Below are 20,006 nucleotides of genomic sequence, written 5' to 3'. Positions count from 1 at the left end.
ACGGTCTGCGCCTTCTCCAGGTCCGACCAGCCCAGCGGCTGCCCGGGATCGAAGCCCTCCTTGGTGACGTAGACCTCGAACCGGCCGGGGTGGTGCGCCCAGTCGCCGTACTGGAACCGGCCGGTGGCGCCGGCCGTGGGAGGGGTGACGGGCCAGTCGGTGCGCGCGGCGTTGTACGGCGAGAAGTCGTACGGGCTGCGGTCACCGGCGCTGCACAGGGTGCCGTCGGGGACGTACCCCTCGCCGCGGCCATCCGCGTCGGAGTCGAGCACCGCGAACCAGCTGTACAGCGGGGTGGTGCTCGCCTCCTCGACGGCCGCCTTGCAGGCGGGGTTGGTCGGCATCTGGGTCGCGGAGTTGGCGAGCAGGTCCTCGGAGCAGAGGCAGGTGCGCGAACCCGGCATCAGGGCCACGCCGTGCGCGGCGACCGGGGACGGCGCGGCGAGCAGGGCGGCGAGGGCGAGGCCGGTGGCACCGGCCAGGCCCGCCGCGCGCCGGGCACGCGCCGGGCACGCGTCGGGCGTCGGGCGTCGGGCGTCGGGCGTCGGGCGTCGGGGAACCGTCATGGGAAGGTCTCCTTCGGGACGTCTCCGACGAGCGGTACGCCCCGTGGTCGGCGGCGGAACCGATTCGGTTGCCCCCGCTGCCGCGTGACCATGAAGTAGCCTCCCCGCATGCCCGACATCCGCACAGCGCACGTGGCGGGGCTCCGCCTCTCCTACGAGGTCACGGGCCCCGTCGACGCCCCGCCGCTCGTCCTCCTGCACGCGCTCGGGGAGAGCGCGGGCGACTGGGCGCCGGTGGTCCCTGCGTTCGCCCGCGATCACCGCGTGCACGCCCTCGATCTGCGCGGGCACGGGCGCAGCGCCTGGCCGGGCACGTACTCGCTGGAGCTGATGCGGGCGGATGTGGCGGGGTTCCTCGACGCGTTGGGGCTCGACCGGATCCGTCTGGTGGGGCACTCCATGGGCGGCGTCGTGGCCCAGTTGTTCGCCGCGGCGCAGCCGGAGCGGGTGACGCGTCTGGTCCTGGAGGACGCTCCGCTGCCCCGGCCGCGCACGCCGCCGCCCCTGGTCCGTCCGGAGGGCGAGCTCTCCTTCGACTGGGAGATGGTGGTGGCGGTGCGCCGGCAGCTCGACAGCCCGCCCGCCGCGTGGCTGGACGGGCTGGGGAGGATCACCGCGGACACCCTCGTGATCGGTGGTGGCCCGCCGAGCCATGTGCCGCAGGACGGTGTCGCGGAGCTGGCCGAGCGGATCCCCGGCGGGCGGCTGCTGACCATTCCCGCGGGGCACCTCATCCACCAGGCGGAGCCCGAGGCGTTCGCGGCGGCCGTGTCGCGGTTCCTCGACGGCCGGGCCGACTGAGCCGACGCTGAAGCGGCGGCACCACGGTCTTCAGGCCCCGCTGGGTCGGTCCGACGTGGTCGAAGCCCGGGTGGGCGGTGGGGTCCATCGCGTACTCACCGACGGCGACCGACGACTCTACGACTCGACGACGAGCCGGCAGCGTTCGTAGCGGCGCTCGGAGTACGCGGTGAACGCCTCCTGCAGTCCGGTCTCGTCGGGCGTCCGACGCCAGGCCGTGGTCGGGTACCCGACGGCCATGCAGGCCTCGGCGCAGCCGATCGCGTCGAGCGCGCGCAGCCCGTATACCGGTTGGCCGATGCCGACTCCGTCGACCGACGCGTGCGGATCCGCCTGTGGTTCGACGACGTGCACGGCGTGTCCGGCGTTGCGTAGCGCGATCGCGGTGGACGGTCCACCGGTCCCGCCACCGACGATGAGAACACTGCCTGGGCTCATCTCGACCACCTTGGTTCGTCCGTATTCGCGTCGTGCCGGGCCCGTGATAGTTTCGCCGGGCCAGTCGTACCTTTGCACGGTCTGTCCGTGCACGGGTCAGGGAATCCGGTGGGAATCCGGAGCTGACGCGCAGCGGTGAGGGTGACGGGCGGAGCAACAGCCACTGGGCCGACGACACGGCCTGGGAAGGCGCTTCGCGCGGACGACCCCGAGTCCGAAGACCTGCTGGCGGCCTCCGGGAGCGTCGTGCGGCCCGGTGGTGGACCGTAGGCCGGCTCCGCGTATGAGCCCTGGACGCAGAGGAACTGCCCCGTGCTGCCCGCCCGTTTCCCCCGTCGAGTCCTTCGTGCCGCGCCGCTGCTGGCGGGTGCGCTGTCCCTGACCGCCCTGACCGGATGCGGCGGGGGACCGAAGAGCCCCGAATCCGCCGGCGAGAAGGCCGGGCGCGCCGTCACGGTCGACAACTGCGGTACGAAGGTACGGATCGCACACGCCCCGCAGCGCGCCGTCGCCCTCGACCAGGGGTCCACGGAGATCATGCTGTCGCTGGGCCTCGCCGACCGGATGGTGGGCACGGGCACCTGGACGGACCCTGTTCTCAAGGGACTTGAGAAGGCGAACGCGAAGGTGCCGCGGCTCGCCGACCGCTACCCCTCCTTCGAGAAGGTCCTGAGCACCGAACCGGACTTCGCCGCGGCCTCGTTCACGTACACGCTCGGCAAGGGCGGTGTGGCGTCGCGCGACAAGTTCGCCGAACTGGGCGTCCCCACCTACCTCTCCCCCACCGACTGTGCGGGCAAGGACAACAGCGGCGACGGCGACGGGGCACGGACCACGCCGCTCACGCTCGGCACGGTCTATGGAGAGATACGCGACCTGGCGCGGATCTTCGACGTGCGGGAGCGCGGCGAGAAGCTCGTGCAACAGCTCAAGTCGCGCGTGAGCAGGGCCACGTCGGGGTTCGGCGGGGGTGACACCAGCGTCCTGTACTGGTTCGCGAACTCCGACTCGCCGTACATGGCGGGCTGTTGCGGCGCCCCCGGTGTCATCACGAAGGAGCTGGGCCTGCGCAACGTCTTCGACGACACCCGCCAGGAGTGGCCGCAGATCGGGTGGGAGACGGTCGCGGAGCGCGATCCGGACGTACTCGTCATCGGCGATCTGACGCGCCGCTCGCAGTCGGCGGAGTCCGCCGCGCAGAAGATCGCGTTCCTGGAGTCCGATCCCGTCACCAAGCACATGACGGCGGTGCGCGAGAAGCGTTATGTGCTGCTGAGCGGGCAGGACCTCAACCCGACGATCCGCACGGTCGACGGGGTGGAGAAGGTGGCCGCCGCCCTGCGTGACTTCGGCCTCGCGAAGTGAGCCTGGTCAGGCCCGGTCTGTACTGGGCGGCGGGCGTCGCCGCGCTGTGCGTGTCCGTCGCCGTGGCGATCACCTTCGGCCCGGCGCAGATCCGGGTCGGTGACGTGTGGGCGTCGGCCGGCGCGCGGCTTGGCTGGGGCAGCTCGGACCTGTCCCCGATCCGCGACGGCATCGTCTGGAATCTGCGGCTGCCGCGCACGCTCCTCGCGGCGGTCTGCGGAGCCGGGCTCGCCGTGTGCGGAACGGTGTTGCAGGCGCTGCTGCGCAATCCGCTCGCCGATCCGTTCGTGCTCGGGGTGTCGTCGGGGGCGTCGACCGGTGCCGTGCTCGTCGTGGTGCTCGGGGTCGGCGGCGGCGCCCTGTCGGTGTCCGGCGGGGCCTTCCTGGGCGCGGTCTGTTCGTTCGCCCTGGTGCTGCTGCTCAGCCACACGCTGGGCGGCACCACGGACCGGGTGGTGCTCAGCGGGGTCGCGGCCATGCAGCTCTTCTCGGCGCTGACGTCGTTCGTGGTGCTGACGGCCGCCGACGCGGAGACGACGCGCGGCGTCCTGTTCTGGCTGCTCGGTTCGCTCGGCGGGGTCGGCTGGACGGAGGTCTGGCTGTGCCTGTCGGTGCTCGTGGTCGCCCTGGTGGTGTGTCTCGGGCACGGGCGGGTGCTCGACGCCTTCGCGTTCGGCCCGGAGGCGGCGGCCGCGCTCGGCGTCCGCGTGGCCCGCACCCGGCTCGTGCTCCTGTGCGTGACGGCGCTGCTGACCGCGGTCCTGGTGAGCGCGGCGGGTGCGATCGGTTTCGTCGGTCTGGTGCTGCCGCACGCGGCGCGCGCCCTGGTCGGTCCCGGGCATGCGCGGCTGCTGCCGGTGACGGCGCTCGCCGGGGCGGTGTTCCTGGTGTGGGTGGACACGGTGGCGCGGACCGTCCTCGAACCGCAGGAGGTTCCGGTGGGGGTGGTGACGTCGCTGATCGGCGTGCCCGCGTTCGTGCTCGTGCTCCACCGGGGCAGGGCGGTCCGGTGACGGCGGGCCTGCACGCCGACCGCGTGTCCTTCTCGGCGGGTGGCACGCTGATCCTGGACGGGGTGAGCATCGGCCCGCGCCCCGGCGAGGTGACCGGTCTGCTCGGACCGAACGGCTCGGGCAAGTCGACGCTGCTGCGGCTCCTGGCCGGGGTGCTGGAACCCGGCGCCGGTGTCGTCACGCTCGACGGCGGGCCGCTGGCCGACGTGGGCCGCAAGGAGGCCGCCCGCCGTATCGCGATGGTGCAGCAACAGGCGGACACCCAGGTCGAGTTGACGGTCGGCGACGTCGTACGCCTCGGCCGGATCCCGCACCGCAGGGCCTGGTCGCCCGCGTCGGCGGCGGACGAGTCGGCGGTCCGCTCCGCACTGGAGCGCAGCGGCCTGGCCGACCGGGCGCACCGCCTGTGGCACACGCTGTCGGGCGGCGAGCGGCAGCGGGTGCAGATCGCCCGCGCCCTGGCCCAGGAACCGCGCGAGCTGCTCCTCGACGAGCCGACCAATCACCTCGACATCCAGCACCAGCTGGAACTCCTGGACCTGATCACCGGCCTCGGTCTGACCAGTGTCGTCGCGCTGCACGACCTGAACCTCGCCGCGGCGTACTGCGCGCGGGTCGTGGTCCTGCGCCACGGCCGGGTGGTCGCGGCGGGCCCGCCGGGCGACATCCTCACCGAGGAACTGATCGCGGACGTGTACGGGGTGCGGGCCCGGGTGACGCTGCCCGACGACGGTCGCCCCCACATCAGGTTTCTGGGCACCCTCGCGCGCGATTCCTAGGAACGCTCACTACTCTGTGCCGATGCCCGACGCTCTCGCCGCCGCTCCGCCGTCCGTACGTCGGCTCGCCGACGCCCTGGGCCCTGGTGCGGCCTGCTCCGGCCGGGACGAGGTCGCGGTCGCGGACATCGTCGTGGCCGGACCCGACGAGCCGCTGCACGACGTCTCCGGGGCACTGATCCTGGCGGTCGGGGTCCGCGCCGACGAGGCGGCCGCTTTCCTCGGCGCCGCGGCGATCGCGGGCGCGGCGGCCGTGGCCTTCAAGATCGCCGACGGCGAGATCGCGCCCGACACCCGGGAGGCGGCCGAGGTGGCGGGCCTGCCCGTGCTCGGTGTGCCCGCCGCCCTGCGCTGGGACCGCGCGGAGGCGGAGCTGCGCGCGGTGCTCGCCTACGGCGGGCGGTACGGGCCGGACGGCGCCCGTGACCTGTTCTCGCTCGCGCAGACCGTGGCGACGCTGACCCGCGGCGTGGTCAGCGTCGAGGACAGTGCGCACCGGGTCGTCGCGTACGCGGGCCCCGGCGAGGAGGCCGACGAGCTGCGCCGCCGCTCCGTGCTCGGCCGCGACTGCCCCGAGCCCTATCTGAAGCTGCTGCGCGAGCAGGGCGTGTACCGGCGGGTCCGGGCCGGCGACGAGGTGATCGAGGTCGCCGCGCAGCCCCAGCTGGGTGCGCGGGCGCGCCTGGTGATCGGGGTGAACGCGGGCCGGCGTCCGCTCGGCACGATCTGGGTGCAGGAAGGCTCGGCGCAGCTGGCGCAGAACGCGGCGCAGGTGCTGCGCGGCGCGGCGCGGCTGGCCTCGTTCCAGCTGGTCGACCACTATTTCCGGGGGGATGCACGGGCCCGGCTCGGTTCCCGTGAGGAGCTGAGTCACGGGCTGCTCACCGGGCGGTTCGACGCGGGCGCGCTCGCCGCGCACCTGGGCGTGGACCCGGCGGCGTCGGCCGATGTCGTGGCCGTCGATCTGCGGCTGCCCACCGAGGGCATGGACGCCCAGCGCGCCGAGGCGGCCGGTGTCGTCTCCGTGCACGCGGCGGCGCACCGGGAGAACGCGCTCGTCGCGCAGGCGTGCGGCCAGATCTACGCGATCCTGCCGTGCCCGGCGGCTGCGCCCGCGGACGAGGCGCCGCTGGAGCGCTGGGCCGCCGATCTGGTGGTCACCCTGCGCCGGTTGACCGGCAGCAAGGTGCAGGCGGTCGTCGGGGGCCGCGCCACCCGGCTGAGCGATGTGCCCGCCATGAAGATGCACGGCTACCGGGGCCTGCAGCTGATGACCCGCACCCCGGACCAGCCGGTCGCCTCGCACACCCGGCTCACGCCCGCGCTCCTGGTCCGCGACACGCTCGATCTGCTGCGTGACGCCCCGCACGTGCGCTGGCCCGCGATCGACGCGCTCGTCGCGCACGACCGGGCCCACGGCGGCGACACCGCCCGCTCGCTGCTGCGCTACCTCGACGCGTTCGGTGACGTGGCCACCGTCGCCAAGGAGCTGAACGTCCACCCCAACACGCTGCGCTATCGCATCCGCCGCGCCGTCGCCCTGACCGGCCTCGACCTGGACGACGCCGAGCACCGGCTCGCGGCGGTCCTGCATCTGCGGCTCGCGCTGGACACGCCGACGGCGCCGGACCGGCCGTTCCCGACCCGCTGACGCGGCGGCGCGGTCACTCGAAGCGGTCGGGGTCCCCCGCGCCGCGCCGCACGATCTCGGCTTCCCCGCCGGAGAAGTCGATCACGGTGGTGGGTTCGGTGCCGCAGTCGCCTGAGTCGAGGACGGCGTCCACGACGTGGTCGAGGCGCTCCTTGATCTCCCAGCCCTGGGTGAGCGGTTCGTCCTCGCCGGGCAGCAGCAGGGTGCTCGACAGCAGCGGCTCGCCGAGCTCGGCGAGGAGCGCCTGGGTGACGACGTGGTCGGGGATGCGCACGCCGACGGTCTTCTTCTTCGGGTGCTGGAGCTGACGCGGCACCTCGCGGGTCGCGGGCAGGATGAACGTGTAGCTGCCGGGCGTGGCCGCCTTGATCGCGCGGAACACGTCATTGTCGATCATCACGAATCTGCCCAGCTGTGCGAAGTCCTGGCACACCAGCGTGAAGTGGTGCTTGTCGTCGAGGTGCCGGATCGACCGGATCCGCTCGACACCTTCCCGGTTGCCCAGTCGGCAACCGAGTGCATAACAGGAGTCCGTGGGATAGGCGACAAGTGCGCTGTCGCGGATGCCGTCGGCAACCGCGCTGATGATGCGCGCCTGCGGGTTCGCGGGGTGGACGTCGAAGTACCTGGCCATCCGCCGAGCCTACGGGATCGTGCGCGGTGGACGGCGGTACGGCCCGCGGTGTCCGTGCACGATGAACAAGAGGGTGCAGAGAGGGTGCGGAGGGTGAGTCACGGCATGCGCGACACACGCGGCATTCGCGATCCCACGGATTCGGCTCGCACGCGCGACAATCCCGACACCGACCCACCCCGCCCGAGCGCATTGACAGGTTCACGGACCATACTGGTTGCGCACCGATCGCCCACAGAACGACTCCATGGCCTCTAAGAAGAACGCTTCCTTCACTCCCGCCCCCGACACCGTGTGGCTGTCCCGCGGGCGGCACCTCGGACCCGAGCCCGAGCAGGACGTCCGGCGCAACCTCATCGCGCTCAAAGCCGCCGGTGTGCTCGACGACTTCCTCGATCTGGATCCGGTCGAGGCTGCCCGCTCCACGGTGTTGCACCCGCGTGACGCGGACGCCGACCCGGGCCCGCTCGCCCGCCGTCTGTTCGAGGCCCGCTGGCGCGTCGCCGACGACGTCACGGTGCGCGCGCAGCTGACGACGTACGCCCCGGAGCGCCGCAAGGACGGCACCGGCACGACCTGGGTGCTCGCCGCGGAGGCCGAGCGCCCCTGGGCGCTGGACTGGCCGTCCCCCGCGGCCATGTTCTGGCCGGACAGCGACCGGGTTCCGTGGGACCACGACACCGTCGCGGGTCTGCGGCTGCGGGACACGAACCATCTGCCCAAGGACGACGACGAGCTGCGCCACCAGCTCAGGGACTGTGCGCGGCGCAGCTGGTACACGCATGTCGTGGTGCACGAGGCGATGACACCGGACGCGCGCGGACAGCAGCCGATCACCCCGTTCCTGCCGCCCGCCCTGCGGCACCGGGTGATCGAGCACCGGGCCTCGCCCGAGCAGTCGCAGATCGCCGACTTCGCGATGAAGCGGGAGTTGAACGTGCGGATGCCGCGCGGCGGCGCCGTCGTGCTGCCCACGCAGCCGCCGCTGCCCGGCTACGACGCGGAGCGGGCGGAGGTCCGCAACGTCTTCCTGGACGGCAGTGAGCCCGCCGAACTCATCGCCAGGATCGTCGAGTTCGCGACGCTGCCGCGCCCGCTGCCCGAGGACGCGGAGCAGGCCGTCGCCCGGCTGCGCGCGGGCTGGCATCTGCTGACGCCCGACGAGGAGCTGACGCACGCGCAGGACATGGTCACCAAGTACGCCGACGCGCTGGAGGCGATGACCAAGTCCCGTGACGCGTACAAGGAGGCCGCCGAGGCGGCGCAGGCCGCGCTGACCGAGGCCCGGCGCGGCGACGGCACGACGTCGGCTCTGCCGCTGACGCCGCCGGGGCTGAAGCCGGACGGTTCGCCGCTCAGCGCGCTCACGAAGGCGTTCGGCCGCTTCCGCGACCCGAACAAGTAACCGCGCTCCCCGGCCCTCTTCGGTCCTCCTCGGCCCTTCTCAGTCCGACCCGGGTTCGCCCGGGTCGGACATGCGCACGGCGATCTCCTGCAGCAGTTCGGCGGAGTTGACGTCGCTGTGTCCCTCGTCGTGCACCTTGGCGAGCTGCGTGAAGAGGAACGCGAACGCCTCGACGAGCGAGACACTGGCCGGCATGAGCGCGGCGATGGTCAGCTCCGCCGCCTGTTCCGCGCTCGCCCCGGCCGGGATCTCCACGGTCGGGAACACCTCCGAGACGAGCCGCCCCAGCTGTGTCAGGTCGGTGTCGAGCGCCTCGCCGTCGCTGAGTCTGCGCACCATCTCCTGCGTCTCGGTCAGCACGCCGATCGCCCGCAGGATGATCTCCCTCTGTTCCATGCGGGGAGCCTATGCGGGAGCGGCCCGCATGTGTGCAACGTCGTCGCAACGTACGCGCGCCGACACTGACGCACCATGACCGACGTACCCCGCGTGGAGCTGACGTCCGCGGCCGCCGAACTGGTGCGGCGGCTGCGCGCGGCTCACGGCCCGTTGATGTTCCACCAGTCCGGCGGCTGCTGCGACGGCAGCGCCCCGATGTGCTATCCGGCGGGCGAGTTCCGCACCGGCGGCTCCGACGTGCTGCTCGGCGAACTGACCGTGGAGGGGGTGGCGGAGCCGGTCTCGTTCTGGATGTCGAAGAGCCAGTACGAGGTGTGGAGTCATACGCGGCTCATCGTCGATGTCGTCGAGGGCCGCGGCAGCGGGTTCTCGCTGGAGGCGCCGGAGGGCGTACGTTTCCTGATCCGTTCCCGGCTGGTCGGTACCTAGCCATCGACGGGACCCGTGTCGTCTGCTGAACTCCCCTGATGCAGAAGAGAGTTGACACACTCGGCAGAAGACACATCCGTGGCGGACGGACCAGACTTCTCGCGGCGCTCGGCGTCGCGGGCCTGCTGGCCGGGACGGCCCTGACGGGCGCCGCTCCGGCCAGTGCCGCGTCCGGGACCGAGGTGGCGCCGGGCGTCACCTACACCGAGTTCGACATACCGGCCGCCAAGGGCACCGCGCACGCCCATGTCCTCACCGTCGACCTGCGCGACCCGCACGTACGCGTCGACCTGCTGCACCCGGGCGCGGTCGGCGCGCGCGCCACCGTCTCGGCGATGGCGGACGCGGGCGGTGCGGTGGGCGGTGTGAACGGGGACTTCTTCAACATCACGGAGTCGCAGCACCCGGGGGTCGAGGCGACGGGGGCCGCGGTGGGCCCGGCGATCGCGAGCGGGCACACGCTGAAGGCCGCGGTGCCGGACGGCCAGCGGTTCGGACCGGCGCTGCCGCCGGGCACGTCGACGCGGGACGTGCTGGGCGTCGGCGTCGACCGGCGGGCCCGCCTCGACAGCCTCGCGCTCGACGGCAGCGTCCGCACCCGGGACGACTCCGTGCCGCTGGGCGGGCTCAACCAGTACGCGCTGCCGGTCGGTTCGGTAGGGGCGTTCACGCCCGACTGGGGCAGCGTGTCGCGGGTGCGGGCCACCTGCGGCACGGACACCCAGCGGGCCGCCCCGTGCAGCACGGACACGTACGAGGTGACGGTGCGCCACGGCCGGGTCGTGGCGGCGGCCGACACTCCGGGCAGCGGTGCGCCGGCCGACGGGACCACCGTGCTGGTCGGCCGGGAGGCCGGCGCGCAGTGGCTGCGGAAGCTCTCGCCGGGTGATCCGGTGTCGGTGCACCACCGACTGGTCGCGGCGGACTCGCGCGTGCCGTTCCGGTTCGCGGTCGGCGGCTATCCGGTGCTGCGCGACGGGGCCCCGCTGCCGGGTCTCGACGCGAAGACGTCGGCGGTCCGCACGGCGGCGGGCATCGCCGACGGCGGCCGCACCCTCGTCCTGCTCGCCCTGGACGGCGCGCCCGCCTATCGCACGGGTCTGTCGATGGCCGAAGTGGCCACGACGATGGCGGACTTGGGGACGGACGACGCGTTCAGTCTCGACGGCGGCGGATCGTCGACGCTGGTCGCGCGGGAGCCCGGGGCCGCGAAGGTCGCGGTCCTCAATCATCCGACGGACACCCCGGAGCGCGCCGTGGCCAACGGGATAGGTGTGTTCTCGCGCTGACCGGCCGCTGAACTCCCCCGCAGGCAGGGCCGCGAGCCGGTCAGGGCTTGATGCTGCTGACCAGGCTCGCGGTCGCGTCGATGCCGTTGTGGAGGGTCGGGGCGACGCCGGTGCCGGCGAGGAGGAAGCCGAGGAACACGCAGACGAGGGCGTGCGAGAGCTTCATGGCGCCGCTGCGCAGGAAGATCACCGCCACGATCAGGAGCAGCAGCACGAGGGAAATGGACAGTGACATCGCCGAGCCTCCTCCGCCACGTCAACACCGTGGCTTTCGGCCGCAAGTGTGGCGCAGCGGAGGGCGCACGCCGGGGCACGACCTGTCCCCCGAACGGGTGTTAACCGGCAGTCACCGGGCGCGGATCACCGGTCGTGGGCGTCGAGGAAGGCTTCGAGTCCCGCGAGGTCGTCGGTGTTGAGGTGGTCGACGTCGGCCGCGATCAACTCGGCCCACAGGGCGTCCCGTTCGGGCCCGGCGACATCGGGCGTGGCCCAGAAGCGGACGCGCTGGCCACGAGCGTGGGCGGCGGAGACGATGCCGCGCAGCTTGTCGCGTTCGGCGGCGGGGATCGGACCGCCGCCCAGCCAGGTGAAGTTGTTCGTCCAGTTGTCGCTGATGAGCGGGATGAAGGACGCCGGGTCCGCGCTGCCGAGGTCGGTGAGGCGGCCGTCGTAGAAGGCGCTGCGGGTGCGCTGGGCCCGCATCACCGGGCCCGCGGCGCGGTCGCCGGAGACGACGGCGGTGACGGGCCCGGTGCGCACGCGCCCGTTCGCGTACGTCGTGAACAGGCCGCGGTGTCGGCGGAGTTGCCGGTCGAGTTCCTGGTACGTCGCGGCGCCCTCGGTCTTGATGTCGATGAGGAGCTGAAGCGACACCCGCCACCCCTGGTACACGGAGCCGTGGTGGGCGCGGACGCGGTCGGCGAGCGGCGCGAGATACAGCGATTCGAGGGTGCGCGTGGGGTCGAGGTCGACGGGGTCGTGGGCGACGAGGAGCTCGCCGTCGACGAGGTAGATGTCGGCCTCGACGCTGTTGAAGCGGTGGTCCAGGGCGTCGAACAGCGGGCGCGGGTGCTCGTAGTCGTTGTGGGCGTGGGCGCGCAGCAGGGGGCGGGGGCCGCGCTCGGCTCCCGTGGCATGGGCGAGTTGTGGTGCGGCGACACCGGTGGCCAGTGCGGCGGCGAGTGTGCCGAGGGCTCTGCGGCGGGTGGTCAGGGCCATGTGTGCCTCCCGTGGTGGGCCGGTGGGACACGGGTGAGTATGCGCGGCCCGTGGTGCCGGAGGGCAGCCCTGTGGGGGGAGTTGGCCGGACCGCCGCCTGTGGTTCACCTGCCGCGGGGCGCTCGGGAGTCCTGCCGTACAGTGTGGCCGATCATGGACGCATCAAGGGTGGGAGGCGCTGTGCGAGGTGGACCGATCCGCGGACGTCGCGCGGGGTGCACCGTGGCGGCGGTGGTGCTGCTGGCCGCGGTGGGCACGGGGGCCTGGGCGGTGTTCGGGCGTGCCGGGCATCCCTTCGACGACGCGCGGGCCTGCGAGGGGAGCACGGTTCCGCTGCAACCGGCGCTCGGCCAGGCCCGGCTGTCGCTGCCCGTGGACGCCACGGACGTGCACTACTACTCGTATGCCGGACGGGCGGCCGACGGCACGGTCCTGGCGGTCTCCTTCCACAGCACGCGTCAGGCGATGAACACCTATCTGCGGCGGACCGGGCTCGTCACCGAGGGCCTGGACTCGCTCGACGACGGCCGCTTCACCCTGGGGGACACGGGTAAGGATCCGGCCACGCTGCACCTGTGCGGCGACGCGCCGTACATCCAGGCGCCCGCCGTCCTGATCGAGAAGGAGCGCCCTCGGTCGGACGGCGCGCGCGAAGTCGTGGATGTGGCGGCCCAGTTGACCGAAGCGGGCCTCGGTGGTCTGCGGCAGGAGACCTGGGTGCAGCTCACGGTCCGGGAGCCGGCGGGCTGACCACGGTCAGCCGGCGGACCGCTCGGCCGCGCTGCGCTCCACGCAGAACTCGTTGCCCTCCGGGTCGTGCAGCGTGACCCAGCCCGTGCCGTCGGGCCTGCGGTGGTCGCCCTGGAGGGTGGCACCGAGGGCGAGCAGCCGGTCGACCTCCTCGTCGCGGGTGCGCTCCTGGGGCTGGAGGTCGAGGTGGACGCGGTTCTTGGCGTCCTTGCCCTCGGGGACGCGGATGAACAGCACGCCGACGGAGGCGCTCTCCACGAGGGCCTCGGGGTCGCCGGGCTTGTCCTCGTCGGTGATGGCACCACCCAGCGCCTCGGCCCAGAAGCCCGCGAGGGTGTACGGGTCGGCGCAGTCGATGGTGACGTGACGGATCAGTGAAGTCATGCGCCGAATCGATCACGAACGGCGGTCGTTGTCCACCGAGTTACGCGTCGGCTCCGTCAACTCGCCCCACTGCAGCGTCCGTCCGCACCCCCGCTCCGGCAGGACCCGGTCGTGGCCGACAGCCGGCAGCCCGGCGCCCGTCTCCCGCCGGAACTCCTCGACGACGCCCACGAGAGCGCACGAGAGAGGCGGCGGTCGACGCGTCCAGCAGGGCGGTCATCTCGTGGCAGATCAGGCAGCGCGGGCGCAGCGCGAACGCCCGTTCCGGACAGGCGCGTTGCACCTGACCGGGGCCGACCTCCTGGGGCCTGCGCCCGAGGAGGCCGGCGCCGAGCCCCACCGCGCCCGCCGGCTCCGCGATGCGCCTCGCGCCGCCTCACGGCGCCCGGAGGTCGACGAGTTCGGCCAGCTCCTCCCGGTGGCGTCCCGCGGTGCCGAGGGCGATCGAGTCCGCCTTGGCACGCTTGAGGTAGAGGTGGATCGGGTGCTCCCACGTCATGCCGATACCACCGTGCAACTGGAGCGCCTCCTCGGCGACATGGACCGCGACGGGCGCGGTGTACGCCTGGGCGACGGCCACCGCGACGTCGATGTCGTCGCTGCCGGTGGCGAGCGCGTCCGCCGCGTTGCGGGCGGTCGCGCGGACGCGCACGACCTCCAGCCACAGCTGGGCGAGCCGGTGCTTGAGCGCCTGGAAGGAGCCGACGGGCCGGTTGAACTGGTGGCGTTCGCGCGTGTAGCGGACCGTCTCCGTCAGCAGCCAGTCGGCGACGCCGAGTTGCTCGGACGCCAGCAGTCCGGCCCCGGCGCGCAGGGCCCGGCGCACCGCGGGCGCCGCGGTGCCGGTGAGCAGCCGTCCGGCGGCCCCTGCGAGGCGTACCGCGGCCAGCGGACGCGTCCGGTCGAAGCTCGTCTGCGGCTCGACCGTGACACCGTCGGCCGCGGCGTCCACGGCGAACAGCCCGCTCGGCGTCGGCACGAGGAACACGTCGGCAACGGCGGCGTCCGCGACACCGGTGACGCGCCCGGTCAGCGTACCGCCCGCCTCCCGTACGTCCTTGAACTCGCGCCCCGCGGTCGCCGACAGCGGCACCGCGAGCGCCCCGATCGCGCGGCCGGAGGCGAGCTCGGACAGCAGGGTCGCGGCCTCCTCACCCCCCTCGCCGTCGCAGGCGAGCAGCGCCTCGGTGGCGATGACCGCGCTCGTCAGATACGGGACCGGGGCGACGGAGCGCCCCAACTCCTCCAGGACGACGGCGACTTCGCGGTGCGTGGCACCCTGGCCGCCGCGCTCCTCGGGGACGAGCAGCCCTGCCAGGCCCATGTTCTCGGCGAGGTGCTTCCACAGCTCGCGGTCGTGCGGCGTGTCGCTCTCCACGCGGGCGAGGACGGACGCGGCGTCGCAGTGGTCGGCGAGCAGATCGCGGACCGCGGCGCGCAGCGCCTCCTCGTCCTCGGAGTACAAGAGGTCGCTCTGTGCGTGTTGTGCGCTCATCGGGCCAGGTCCTTCCACGCGACGTCCTTGTCGGTGCGCGGCTCGGACGGCAGGCCCAGAACGCGCTCGGCGACGATGTTCAGCAGGACCTCGCTCGTCCCGCCCTCGATGCTGTTGCCCTTGGCCCGCAGGTAGCGGTACCCCGCCTCGCGGCCCGCGAAGTCGACGATCTCCGGGCGACGCATCGTCCAGTCGTCGTACAACAGGCCCTCCTCGCCCAGGAGTTCCAGCTCCAGGCCGCTGATCTCCTGGTTGAGCCGGGCGAAGCCGAGCTTCATGCCGGCGCCCTCGGGTCCGGGGTGTCCGGCGACGAGCTGCTGGCGCAGCCGCTCACCGGTGAGGCGGGCGACCTCGGCGTCGACCCACAGCTGCACCAGCCGCTGGTGCAGATCGTGGGTGCGCAGCTCGGGCCGCTCGCGCCACACGTCGGCAACGATGCCGATGAGGCCGCCCTCACGCGGGATGCGCATGCCGCCGATGGCGACGCGCTCGTTGTTGAGGGTGGTCTGGGCGACCTTCCAGCCGTCGCCGATCTCGCCGAGCCGGTGGGCGTCGGGGATCCGGACGTCGGTCAGGAACACCTCGTTGAACTCGGCCTCGCCGGTGATCTGGCGCAGCGGCCGCACGTCGACGCCCGGGTCCGTCATGTCGCACACGAAGTAGGTGATGCCCTTGTGCTTGGGCACGTCCGGGTCGGTACGGGCGATGAGGATGGCGAACCGGGCGTTGTGCGCGCCGGACGTCCACACCTTCTGGCCGTTGACCACCCAGTCGTCGCCGTCGCGGACGGCGCGGGTGCCGAGCGCGGCGAGGTCGGAGCCGGCGCCGGGCTCGCTGAACAGCTGGCACCACACCTCCTCGCCGGTCCACAGCGGCTTGAGGAAGCGCTGCTTCTGCTCCTCGGTGCCGTAGCGCAGGATGGTGGGCGCGGCCATGCCGAGGCCGATGCCGTTGCGCCGCGGCGCGTTGTCGGGGGCGCCCGCGGCCTCCAGCTCGGCGTCCACGACGGCCTGGAGGGCGCGCGGCGTGTCGAGCCCGCCGAGGCCCTCCGGGTAGTGCACCCAGGCGAGTCCCGCGTCGAAGCGGGCGCTGAGGAAGTCCTCGCGGGAGGTGGTCGCCACCGGGTGGGCGGCAAGGAACTCCTGGGTGAGGGTGCGCAGTTGAGCTGCGTCGACGGTCATGCGGCGGCTCCTTCCGTACGGGCGCGGAGGCCGGGCACCACGACGACGCGGCCGGTGGTGACACCGTCGGCGACGCGCTGCACGGCGGCCGGGGCGTCGGCGAGGTCGACGCGGTCGCTGACCAGCGGCTTGATGGCGCCGCTCGCGGCGAGCTCGGTGAGCCGCTCGTGGCAGTGCGGGATCAGCCCGGGGTTCTTCTGCGCGTACAGGCCCCAGTGCAGGCCCATGATCGAGTAGTTCTTCACGAGGGCGTGGTTGAGCGCCGGGCTCGGGATGGTGCCCGAGGCGAAGCCGACGACGACGATCCGGCCCTCGAAGGCGACGGTCTTCGCGGACTGCGTGTACGCCTCGCCGCCCACCGGGTCGTAGATCACGTCGGCGCCACGGCCGCCGGTCGCCTCCTTCACGGCGGCGATGACGTTCTCGGAACGCCGGTCGATGACGACGTCACAGCCCAGCTCCTGGGCGACCTTGGCCTTCTCGGGTCCGCCGACGACACCGATGACGGTGGCCCCGGCGGCCTTGCCGAGCTGGACGGCGGCGCTGCCGACCCCGCCCGCGGCGGCGTGCACGAGCAGCGTCTCGCCCTCCTGGAGGCGGGCCCGCTGGTGCAGTCCGAACCAGCCCGTCTGGTAGCCGATGTGCAGCGCCGCGGTCTCGGCGTCGTCCAGGGCGTCCGGCGCGGGCAGCAGCGCACGGGCGTCGGCGACGGCGTACTCGGCGAAGCCGCCGTACGGCAGCGCCGGGTTGGCGATGACGCGGCGGCCGTCCTCGGTCTCGCCGCAGATCTCCACCCCGGGGGTGAACGGCAGCGGCGGCCGCACCTGGTACTGGCCGCGGCACAGCAGCGCGTCCGGGAAGTTGATGTTGGCGGCGCGCACCTTGAGCAGGACCTGCCCCTCGCCGGGCACGGGGCGCTCCACCTCTTCGAGGCGCATCACCTCGCTCGGCTCGCCGTTCTCGTGCACTTGCCATGCCTGCATGCGGGGCCTCCACGGGACTGCTTCGTCACACGGTTCGGCTGCATACTAAGCGGTCGCTTGCCCTTCTGTGAATGCCCTGGTGCCTCACTCCTCGGAGCGGGGCGCGCGGGCGGGCCGCGCCCGTACGTGCATCCGCTCCCCCTGCGGACCGAACAGGCTCAGGAATTCGGCCGGCCCCTCGCCGGTCGACCCGAACCAGTGCGGGACGCGCGTGTCGAACTCGGCCGCCTCCCCCGGGACGAGGACCACGTCGTGCTCCCCCAGGACGAGCCGCAGCTTGCCGGACAGCATGTAGATCCACTCGTAGCCCTCGTGGGTCTGCGGGTCGGGCTCCGCCTTCCCCTGCGGCACGATGATCTTGTACGCCTGGAGGCCGCCGGGCTGCCTGGTCAGCGGAATCATGGTGCGCCCGTGCCGCGTGACCGGCGCGGCCCGCACCCGGGGGTCCTCCACCGGCGGGGCGCCCACCAGCTCGTCCAGCGGCACCTTGTGGGCGCGGGCGATCGGCAGCAGCAGCTCCAGGCTGGGCTTGCGCAGGCCCGACTCCAGACGGGAGAGCGTACTGACGGAGATGCCGGTGGTCTCGGAGAGCCCGGAGAGCGTGGCGCCGCGCTCCTTGCGCAGGGCGCGCAGCCGGGGACCGACACCGGAGAGCACGTCATCCATGCTCACATCGGGGGCGGTCCCCTGGGGGTCGTCTGCGTGTGCGTTCATCCATCCATTGCAGTTTCGGCAAACGTGTTTGTCAATCCCGTAGATCGGGTGCACCTTGGCGGTCATGAGGCATGAGCCGGCGATCGAACGAGGTGAACCCATGAAGAGCACGCAGCGGGAGACGTACGAGGTCGTGGTCGTCGGAGGCGGCGCGGCGGGACTGTCGGCGGCGCTGATCCTGGGCCGGTCCCGGCGCTCGGTCCTGGTCGTCGACGCGGGCGAGCCGCGCAACGCACCGGCCGCGCACATGCAGGGCTTCCCCTCGCGCGACGGCATGCCGCCCGGCGCGTTCCTGGCCGAGGTGCGCAGGGAGGTCTCCGGGTACGGCGTGGAGCTGGTGCGGGGCCGGGTGACGTCGGCCGAGCCGGACGGGAGCGGCGAGTTCGATCTGGAGCTCGCGGACGGCGGCCGGGTGCACGCGCGCCGCCTGGTGATCGCGACCGGCCTGGTCGACGAGCTGCCGGACGTGCCCGGGGTCGCCGAGCGCTGGGGCAAGGACGTGCTGCACTGCCCGTACTGCCACGGCTGGGAGGTGCGGGACCAGCCGATCGGCGTGCTGTACCGGAAGGCGGTCGGCACGCATCAGGCGCTGTTGTTCAGCCAGCTCTCCGACGACGTGACGCTGTTCCTGGACGACACGGACGCGGACGAGCTGCCGGACGACGACTGGCAGCTGCTGGCCGCGGCCGGGGTGAGCGTGGCCACCGGCAGGATCGACGGCCTCGTGGTGACGGACGACCGGCTGACCGGGGTGCGGCTCGCGAGCGGGCGGGTGCTGCCGCGGTCGGTGTTCGTGGTGCCGACGCGGATGGTGCCGCGCGACGGTCTGCTGTCCGCGCTCGGCGCCCGTACCGAGGAGACTCCGGCGGGCCCGTTCGTGTCCGTGGACCCGACGGGGCAGACCAGCGTGCCGGGCGTGTGGGCGGTGGGCAACGCGGCCGGTGCGGCGGAGCAGGTGATCAACGCGGCGAGCGCGGGCTACCGGGCCGGCGCCTTCATCAACGCGCAGCTGGTCACCTCCGATGCCGCGCGGGGCGCCGAGCTACGCCGGTCCGGGGCCTTCTCGCCGGAGGGGGAGCGGGCGGTGGCGCGGGCCCGCACCAAGTCGGGCGCGGGCGTGGCAAGTTGAGGGTGCAAGCGGTATCCATGGCCGCATGACGACTCCCGATCCGCCCGGACTGCCCGCCCCTCCCCCGCTCGGCGCCTCGGCGCTGCCCCCGGGCACGTACGACGACCGGATCGTGCTGGTGACCGGGGGCGGGACCGGGCTCGGCCGGGCGATCGCGGCCGAGTTCGCGCGGCTCGGCGCGGACGTGATGATCGTGAGCCGCAAGGGCGAGCATCTGGCGCCCGCGCGGGAGGAGTTGGCGGCGGTGGAGGGCGCGGGGAAGGTGACGGCGGCGACCTGTGACATCCGGGACGCGGGCCGGATCGCCGAGGTCTTCGACGCGGCGGTGGCGGCGCACGGCCGCGTCCCGGACGTCCTGGTGAACAACGCGGCGGCGAACTTTCCCGTCCCGGCCGAGGAGTTGAGCCCGGGCGGCTGGCGTTCGGTCGTCGACATCACGCTCAACGGCACGTTCTTCATGAGCCGCGAGTTCGGCCGCCGGCACTTGGCGGCGGGCACACCGGGGTCGGTCATCGCGGTCGGCGCCTCGTACGCGTGGACCGGCGGGCCCGGATACGCGCACAGCGCGGCGGCGAAGGCGGGTGTGAAGAACCTGGTGGAGACGCTGGCGGTGGAGTGGGGTCCGTACGGCATCCAGGTCAACGGTCTTGTGCCGGGGCTCATGCCGCACGACGACATGACGTCCGACATCCGCGCGAACCTGGACCGGGCCGAGGACCCCGGCGCCCGCCAGCCCGCTCTCCGGGTGGGCGCGCCACGGGAGTTGGGCTGGGCGGCCACCTTCCTCGCCTCCCCCTACGCGCGTTTCGTCAGCGGCCACACGCTGGTGGTGGACGGGGCGAACTGGCAGCGGCGCGCTCTGGTGAACGCGCCGGTGGCCACGGTGCGGGAGCAGATGGGGCGGGGGCCGTTCGTCGACGGGTGACGGGGCGGGTCGGCTTCAGCCGATGCGCTGCCCGTAGACGCGCTCGACCTCCATGACCATCAGCACGCGCCGGTCGGCGACCATCGCGGTCCGGAACTCGTCCCAGTCCGGGTGCTCTCCCGCGGCCAGCCGGTAGTGGTCGACGAGCGCCTCGACCTCGGGCCCGTGCGGGTCGTCGCCGGGACCGGTCAGTTTCACGACGCCCTCGGCCGTCGCCCAGGACCTCCCGTCGGGGGCGGTGACCTCCAGGGCGGCACGGGGGTCGCGGCGCAGGTTCGCCGTCTTGGCCCGCCCCTCGGTCATCGACACGTACAGGGCCCCGGTGGCCGGGTCGTAGAAGGGCGTGACGGGCGAGAGCTGGGGCCGCCCGTCGGACTTGAGGGTGGCGAGCACCCCGAGTCGGCTCTGGGCGAGCAGCGCGCGGGGGTCGAAGGTCGTGGCAGACATGGCAGACATGG

General features: G+C 73.1%; 22 protein-coding genes, 2 pseudogenes and 1 riboswitch. Of the genes and pseudogenes, 11 read left to right on the top strand and 13 right to left on the bottom strand.

From position 1 onward, the window contains the following. Positions 1 to 41: 41 nt before the first annotated feature. Positions 42 to 404, bottom strand: a pseudogene (locus J3486_RS45125) (lytic polysaccharide monooxygenase); the annotation flags it as partial. A 270-nt stretch (positions 405 to 674) separates the two neighbouring features. Here J3486_RS45125 and J3486_RS03690 point away from each other — a divergent pair. Then, positions 675 to 1,367 (top strand): alpha/beta fold hydrolase, encoded by a 693-nt coding sequence (locus J3486_RS03690; protein ID WP_207818448.1) that lies wholly within the window; start codon positions 675 to 677, stop codon positions 1,365 to 1,367. Between the two features lie 117 nt (positions 1,368 to 1,484). Here the strand turns inward: J3486_RS03690 and J3486_RS03685 are convergent, their stop codons facing one another. Next, positions 1,485 to 1,805, bottom strand: coding sequence for an FAD-dependent monooxygenase (locus tag J3486_RS03685; RefSeq protein ID WP_207818447.1), 321 nt, complete (start codon positions 1,803 to 1,805; stop codon positions 1,485 to 1,487). Between the two features lie 44 nt (positions 1,806 to 1,849). Continuing rightward, a riboswitch (cobalamin riboswitch) is annotated at positions 1,850 to 2,050 on the top strand. 70 nt (positions 2,051 to 2,120) lie between these two features. Between J3486_RS03685 and J3486_RS03680 the strand changes: the two genes are divergently transcribed. From J3486_RS03680 to J3486_RS03665, 4 genes are read left to right on the top strand one after another with little or no spacing between them, the layout of a single operon-like run. Continuing rightward, positions 2,121 to 3,170 (top strand): ABC transporter substrate-binding protein, encoded by a 1,050-nt coding sequence (locus tag J3486_RS03680; RefSeq protein WP_207818943.1) that lies wholly within the window; start codon positions 2,121 to 2,123, stop codon positions 3,168 to 3,170. Further along, positions 3,167 to 4,183, top strand: a complete 1,017-nt coding sequence (locus J3486_RS03675; RefSeq protein ID WP_207818446.1) for an iron ABC transporter permease — start codon at positions 3,167 to 3,169, stop codon at positions 4,181 to 4,183. Before J3486_RS03680 ends, J3486_RS03675 begins: the two co-directional genes overlap by 4 nt. Continuing rightward, positions 4,180 to 4,962 (top strand): ABC transporter ATP-binding protein, encoded by a 783-nt coding sequence (locus tag J3486_RS03670; RefSeq protein WP_207818445.1) that lies wholly within the window; start codon positions 4,180 to 4,182, stop codon positions 4,960 to 4,962. Before J3486_RS03675 ends, J3486_RS03670 begins: the two co-directional genes overlap by 4 nt. Positions 4,963 to 4,984: 22 nt before the next feature. Continuing rightward, the gene (locus J3486_RS03665; protein WP_207818444.1) at positions 4,985 to 6,613 is read left to right on the top strand and encodes a CdaR family transcriptional regulator; all 1,629 of its coding nucleotides are present in this window, start codon (positions 4,985 to 4,987) and stop codon (positions 6,611 to 6,613) included. Positions 6,614 to 6,626: 13 nt separating this feature from the next. Here the strand turns inward: J3486_RS03665 and J3486_RS03660 are convergent, their stop codons facing one another. Continuing rightward, positions 6,627 to 7,247, bottom strand: coding sequence for an L-threonylcarbamoyladenylate synthase (locus J3486_RS03660; RefSeq protein ID WP_207818443.1), 621 nt, complete (start codon positions 7,245 to 7,247; stop codon positions 6,627 to 6,629). 247 nt (positions 7,248 to 7,494) lie between these two features. Here J3486_RS03660 and J3486_RS03655 point away from each other — a divergent pair, with 247 nt between their 5' ends. Next, complete coding sequence (locus tag J3486_RS03655) at positions 7,495 to 8,652, top strand: hypothetical protein (protein WP_207818442.1); 1,158 nt, start codon at positions 7,495 to 7,497, stop codon at positions 8,650 to 8,652. A 39-nt stretch (positions 8,653 to 8,691) separates the two neighbouring features. On the opposite strand, the gene J3486_RS03650 is transcribed toward J3486_RS03655, so the two are convergent. Next, the gene (locus J3486_RS03650) at positions 8,692 to 9,048 is read right to left on the bottom strand and encodes a hypothetical protein (RefSeq protein WP_207818441.1); all 357 of its coding nucleotides are present in this window, start codon (positions 9,046 to 9,048) and stop codon (positions 8,692 to 8,694) included. A 75-nt stretch (positions 9,049 to 9,123) separates the two neighbouring features. Here J3486_RS03650 and J3486_RS03645 point away from each other — a divergent pair, with 75 nt between their 5' ends. Together J3486_RS03645 and J3486_RS03640 are read left to right on the top strand one after the other, a co-directional pair. Next, a complete protein-coding gene (locus J3486_RS03645; protein WP_207818440.1) occupies positions 9,124 to 9,480 on the top strand; it encodes a DUF779 domain-containing protein in 357 nt (118 codons plus the stop codon). Positions 9,481 to 9,518: 38 nt separating this feature from the next. Then, positions 9,519 to 10,769 carry a phosphodiester glycosidase family protein gene (locus tag J3486_RS03640; protein WP_207818439.1) on the top strand — a complete coding sequence of 417 codons (1,251 nt, stop codon included), beginning with the start codon at positions 9,519 to 9,521 and terminating at the stop codon, positions 10,767 to 10,769. Positions 10,770 to 10,809: 40 nt separating this feature from the next. On the opposite strand, the gene J3486_RS03635 is transcribed toward J3486_RS03640, so the two are convergent. Both J3486_RS03635 and J3486_RS03630 read right to left on the bottom strand, forming a co-directional pair. Further along, positions 10,810 to 11,004, bottom strand: a complete 195-nt coding sequence (locus J3486_RS03635; protein WP_207818438.1) for a hypothetical protein — start codon at positions 11,002 to 11,004, stop codon at positions 10,810 to 10,812. 125 nt (positions 11,005 to 11,129) lie between these two features. Continuing rightward, positions 11,130 to 11,987: a phosphatidylinositol-specific phospholipase C/glycerophosphodiester phosphodiesterase family protein gene (locus tag J3486_RS03630; protein WP_207818437.1), complete on the bottom strand. Its 858-nt coding sequence runs from the start codon at positions 11,985 to 11,987 to the stop codon at positions 11,130 to 11,132. 231 nt (positions 11,988 to 12,218) lie between these two features. Here J3486_RS03630 and J3486_RS03625 point away from each other — a divergent pair, with 231 nt between their 5' ends. Beyond that, entirely contained in the window at positions 12,219 to 12,737 is a 519-nt protein-coding gene (locus tag J3486_RS03625) for a hypothetical protein (protein WP_207818436.1), read from the top strand. Between the two features lie 6 nt (positions 12,738 to 12,743). Here the strand turns inward: J3486_RS03625 and J3486_RS03620 are convergent, their stop codons facing one another. The 6 genes and pseudogenes from J3486_RS03620 to J3486_RS03595 all read right to left on the bottom strand — a co-directional run bounded on the left by J3486_RS03620 (position 12,744) and on the right by J3486_RS03595 (position 17,494). Then, complete coding sequence (locus tag J3486_RS03620; protein WP_207818435.1) at positions 12,744 to 13,121, bottom strand: VOC family protein; 378 nt, start codon at positions 13,119 to 13,121, stop codon at positions 12,744 to 12,746. Positions 13,122 to 13,133: 12 nt separating this feature from the next. Next, positions 13,134 to 13,497: pseudogene (locus tag J3486_RS45120) on the bottom strand (ABC transporter ATP-binding protein); the annotation flags it as partial. Next, positions 13,498 to 14,616, bottom strand: a complete 1,119-nt coding sequence (locus tag J3486_RS03610; protein ID WP_207818433.1) for an acyl-CoA dehydrogenase family protein — start codon at positions 14,614 to 14,616, stop codon at positions 13,498 to 13,500. It lies immediately after the preceding pseudogene. Next, positions 14,613 to 15,797, bottom strand: coding sequence for an acyl-CoA dehydrogenase family protein (locus J3486_RS03605; protein ID WP_207818432.1), 1,185 nt, complete (start codon positions 15,795 to 15,797; stop codon positions 14,613 to 14,615). Before J3486_RS03605 ends, J3486_RS03610 begins: the two co-directional genes overlap by 4 nt. Beyond that, positions 15,794 to 16,780, bottom strand: a complete 987-nt coding sequence (locus tag J3486_RS03600) for an NADPH:quinone oxidoreductase family protein (protein ID WP_207818431.1) — start codon at positions 16,778 to 16,780, stop codon at positions 15,794 to 15,796. Before J3486_RS03600 ends, J3486_RS03605 begins: the two co-directional genes overlap by 4 nt. 84 nt (positions 16,781 to 16,864) lie before the next feature. After that, positions 16,865 to 17,494 (bottom strand): helix-turn-helix domain-containing protein, encoded by a 630-nt coding sequence (locus J3486_RS03595; protein WP_229377380.1) that lies wholly within the window; start codon positions 17,492 to 17,494, stop codon positions 16,865 to 16,867. A gap of 100 nt (positions 17,495 to 17,594) precedes the next feature. Between J3486_RS03595 and J3486_RS03590 the strand changes: the two genes are divergently transcribed. Further along, positions 17,595 to 18,623 carry an NAD(P)/FAD-dependent oxidoreductase gene (locus J3486_RS03590; protein WP_207818430.1) on the top strand — a complete coding sequence of 343 codons (1,029 nt, stop codon included), beginning with the start codon at positions 17,595 to 17,597 and terminating at the stop codon, positions 18,621 to 18,623. 25 nt (positions 18,624 to 18,648) lie between these two features. Continuing rightward, the gene (locus J3486_RS03585; RefSeq protein ID WP_207818429.1) at positions 18,649 to 19,548 is read left to right on the top strand and encodes an SDR family oxidoreductase; all 900 of its coding nucleotides are present in this window, start codon (positions 18,649 to 18,651) and stop codon (positions 19,546 to 19,548) included. A gap of 15 nt (positions 19,549 to 19,563) precedes the next feature. On the opposite strand, the gene J3486_RS03580 is transcribed toward J3486_RS03585, so the two are convergent. Further along, entirely contained in the window at positions 19,564 to 19,995 is a 432-nt protein-coding gene (locus tag J3486_RS03580; protein ID WP_207818941.1) for a PPOX class F420-dependent oxidoreductase, read from the bottom strand. Between the last annotated feature and the right edge of the window lie 11 nt (positions 19,996 to 20,006).

This window comes from Streptomyces sp. VRA16 Mangrove soil (genome assembly GCF_017377775.1).
Taxonomy (GTDB): domain Bacteria; phylum Actinomycetota; class Actinomycetes; order Streptomycetales; family Streptomycetaceae; genus Streptomyces.
Note: the sequence above shows the minus strand (reverse complement) of the source record. Positions and strands in the feature narration are given on the sequence as shown.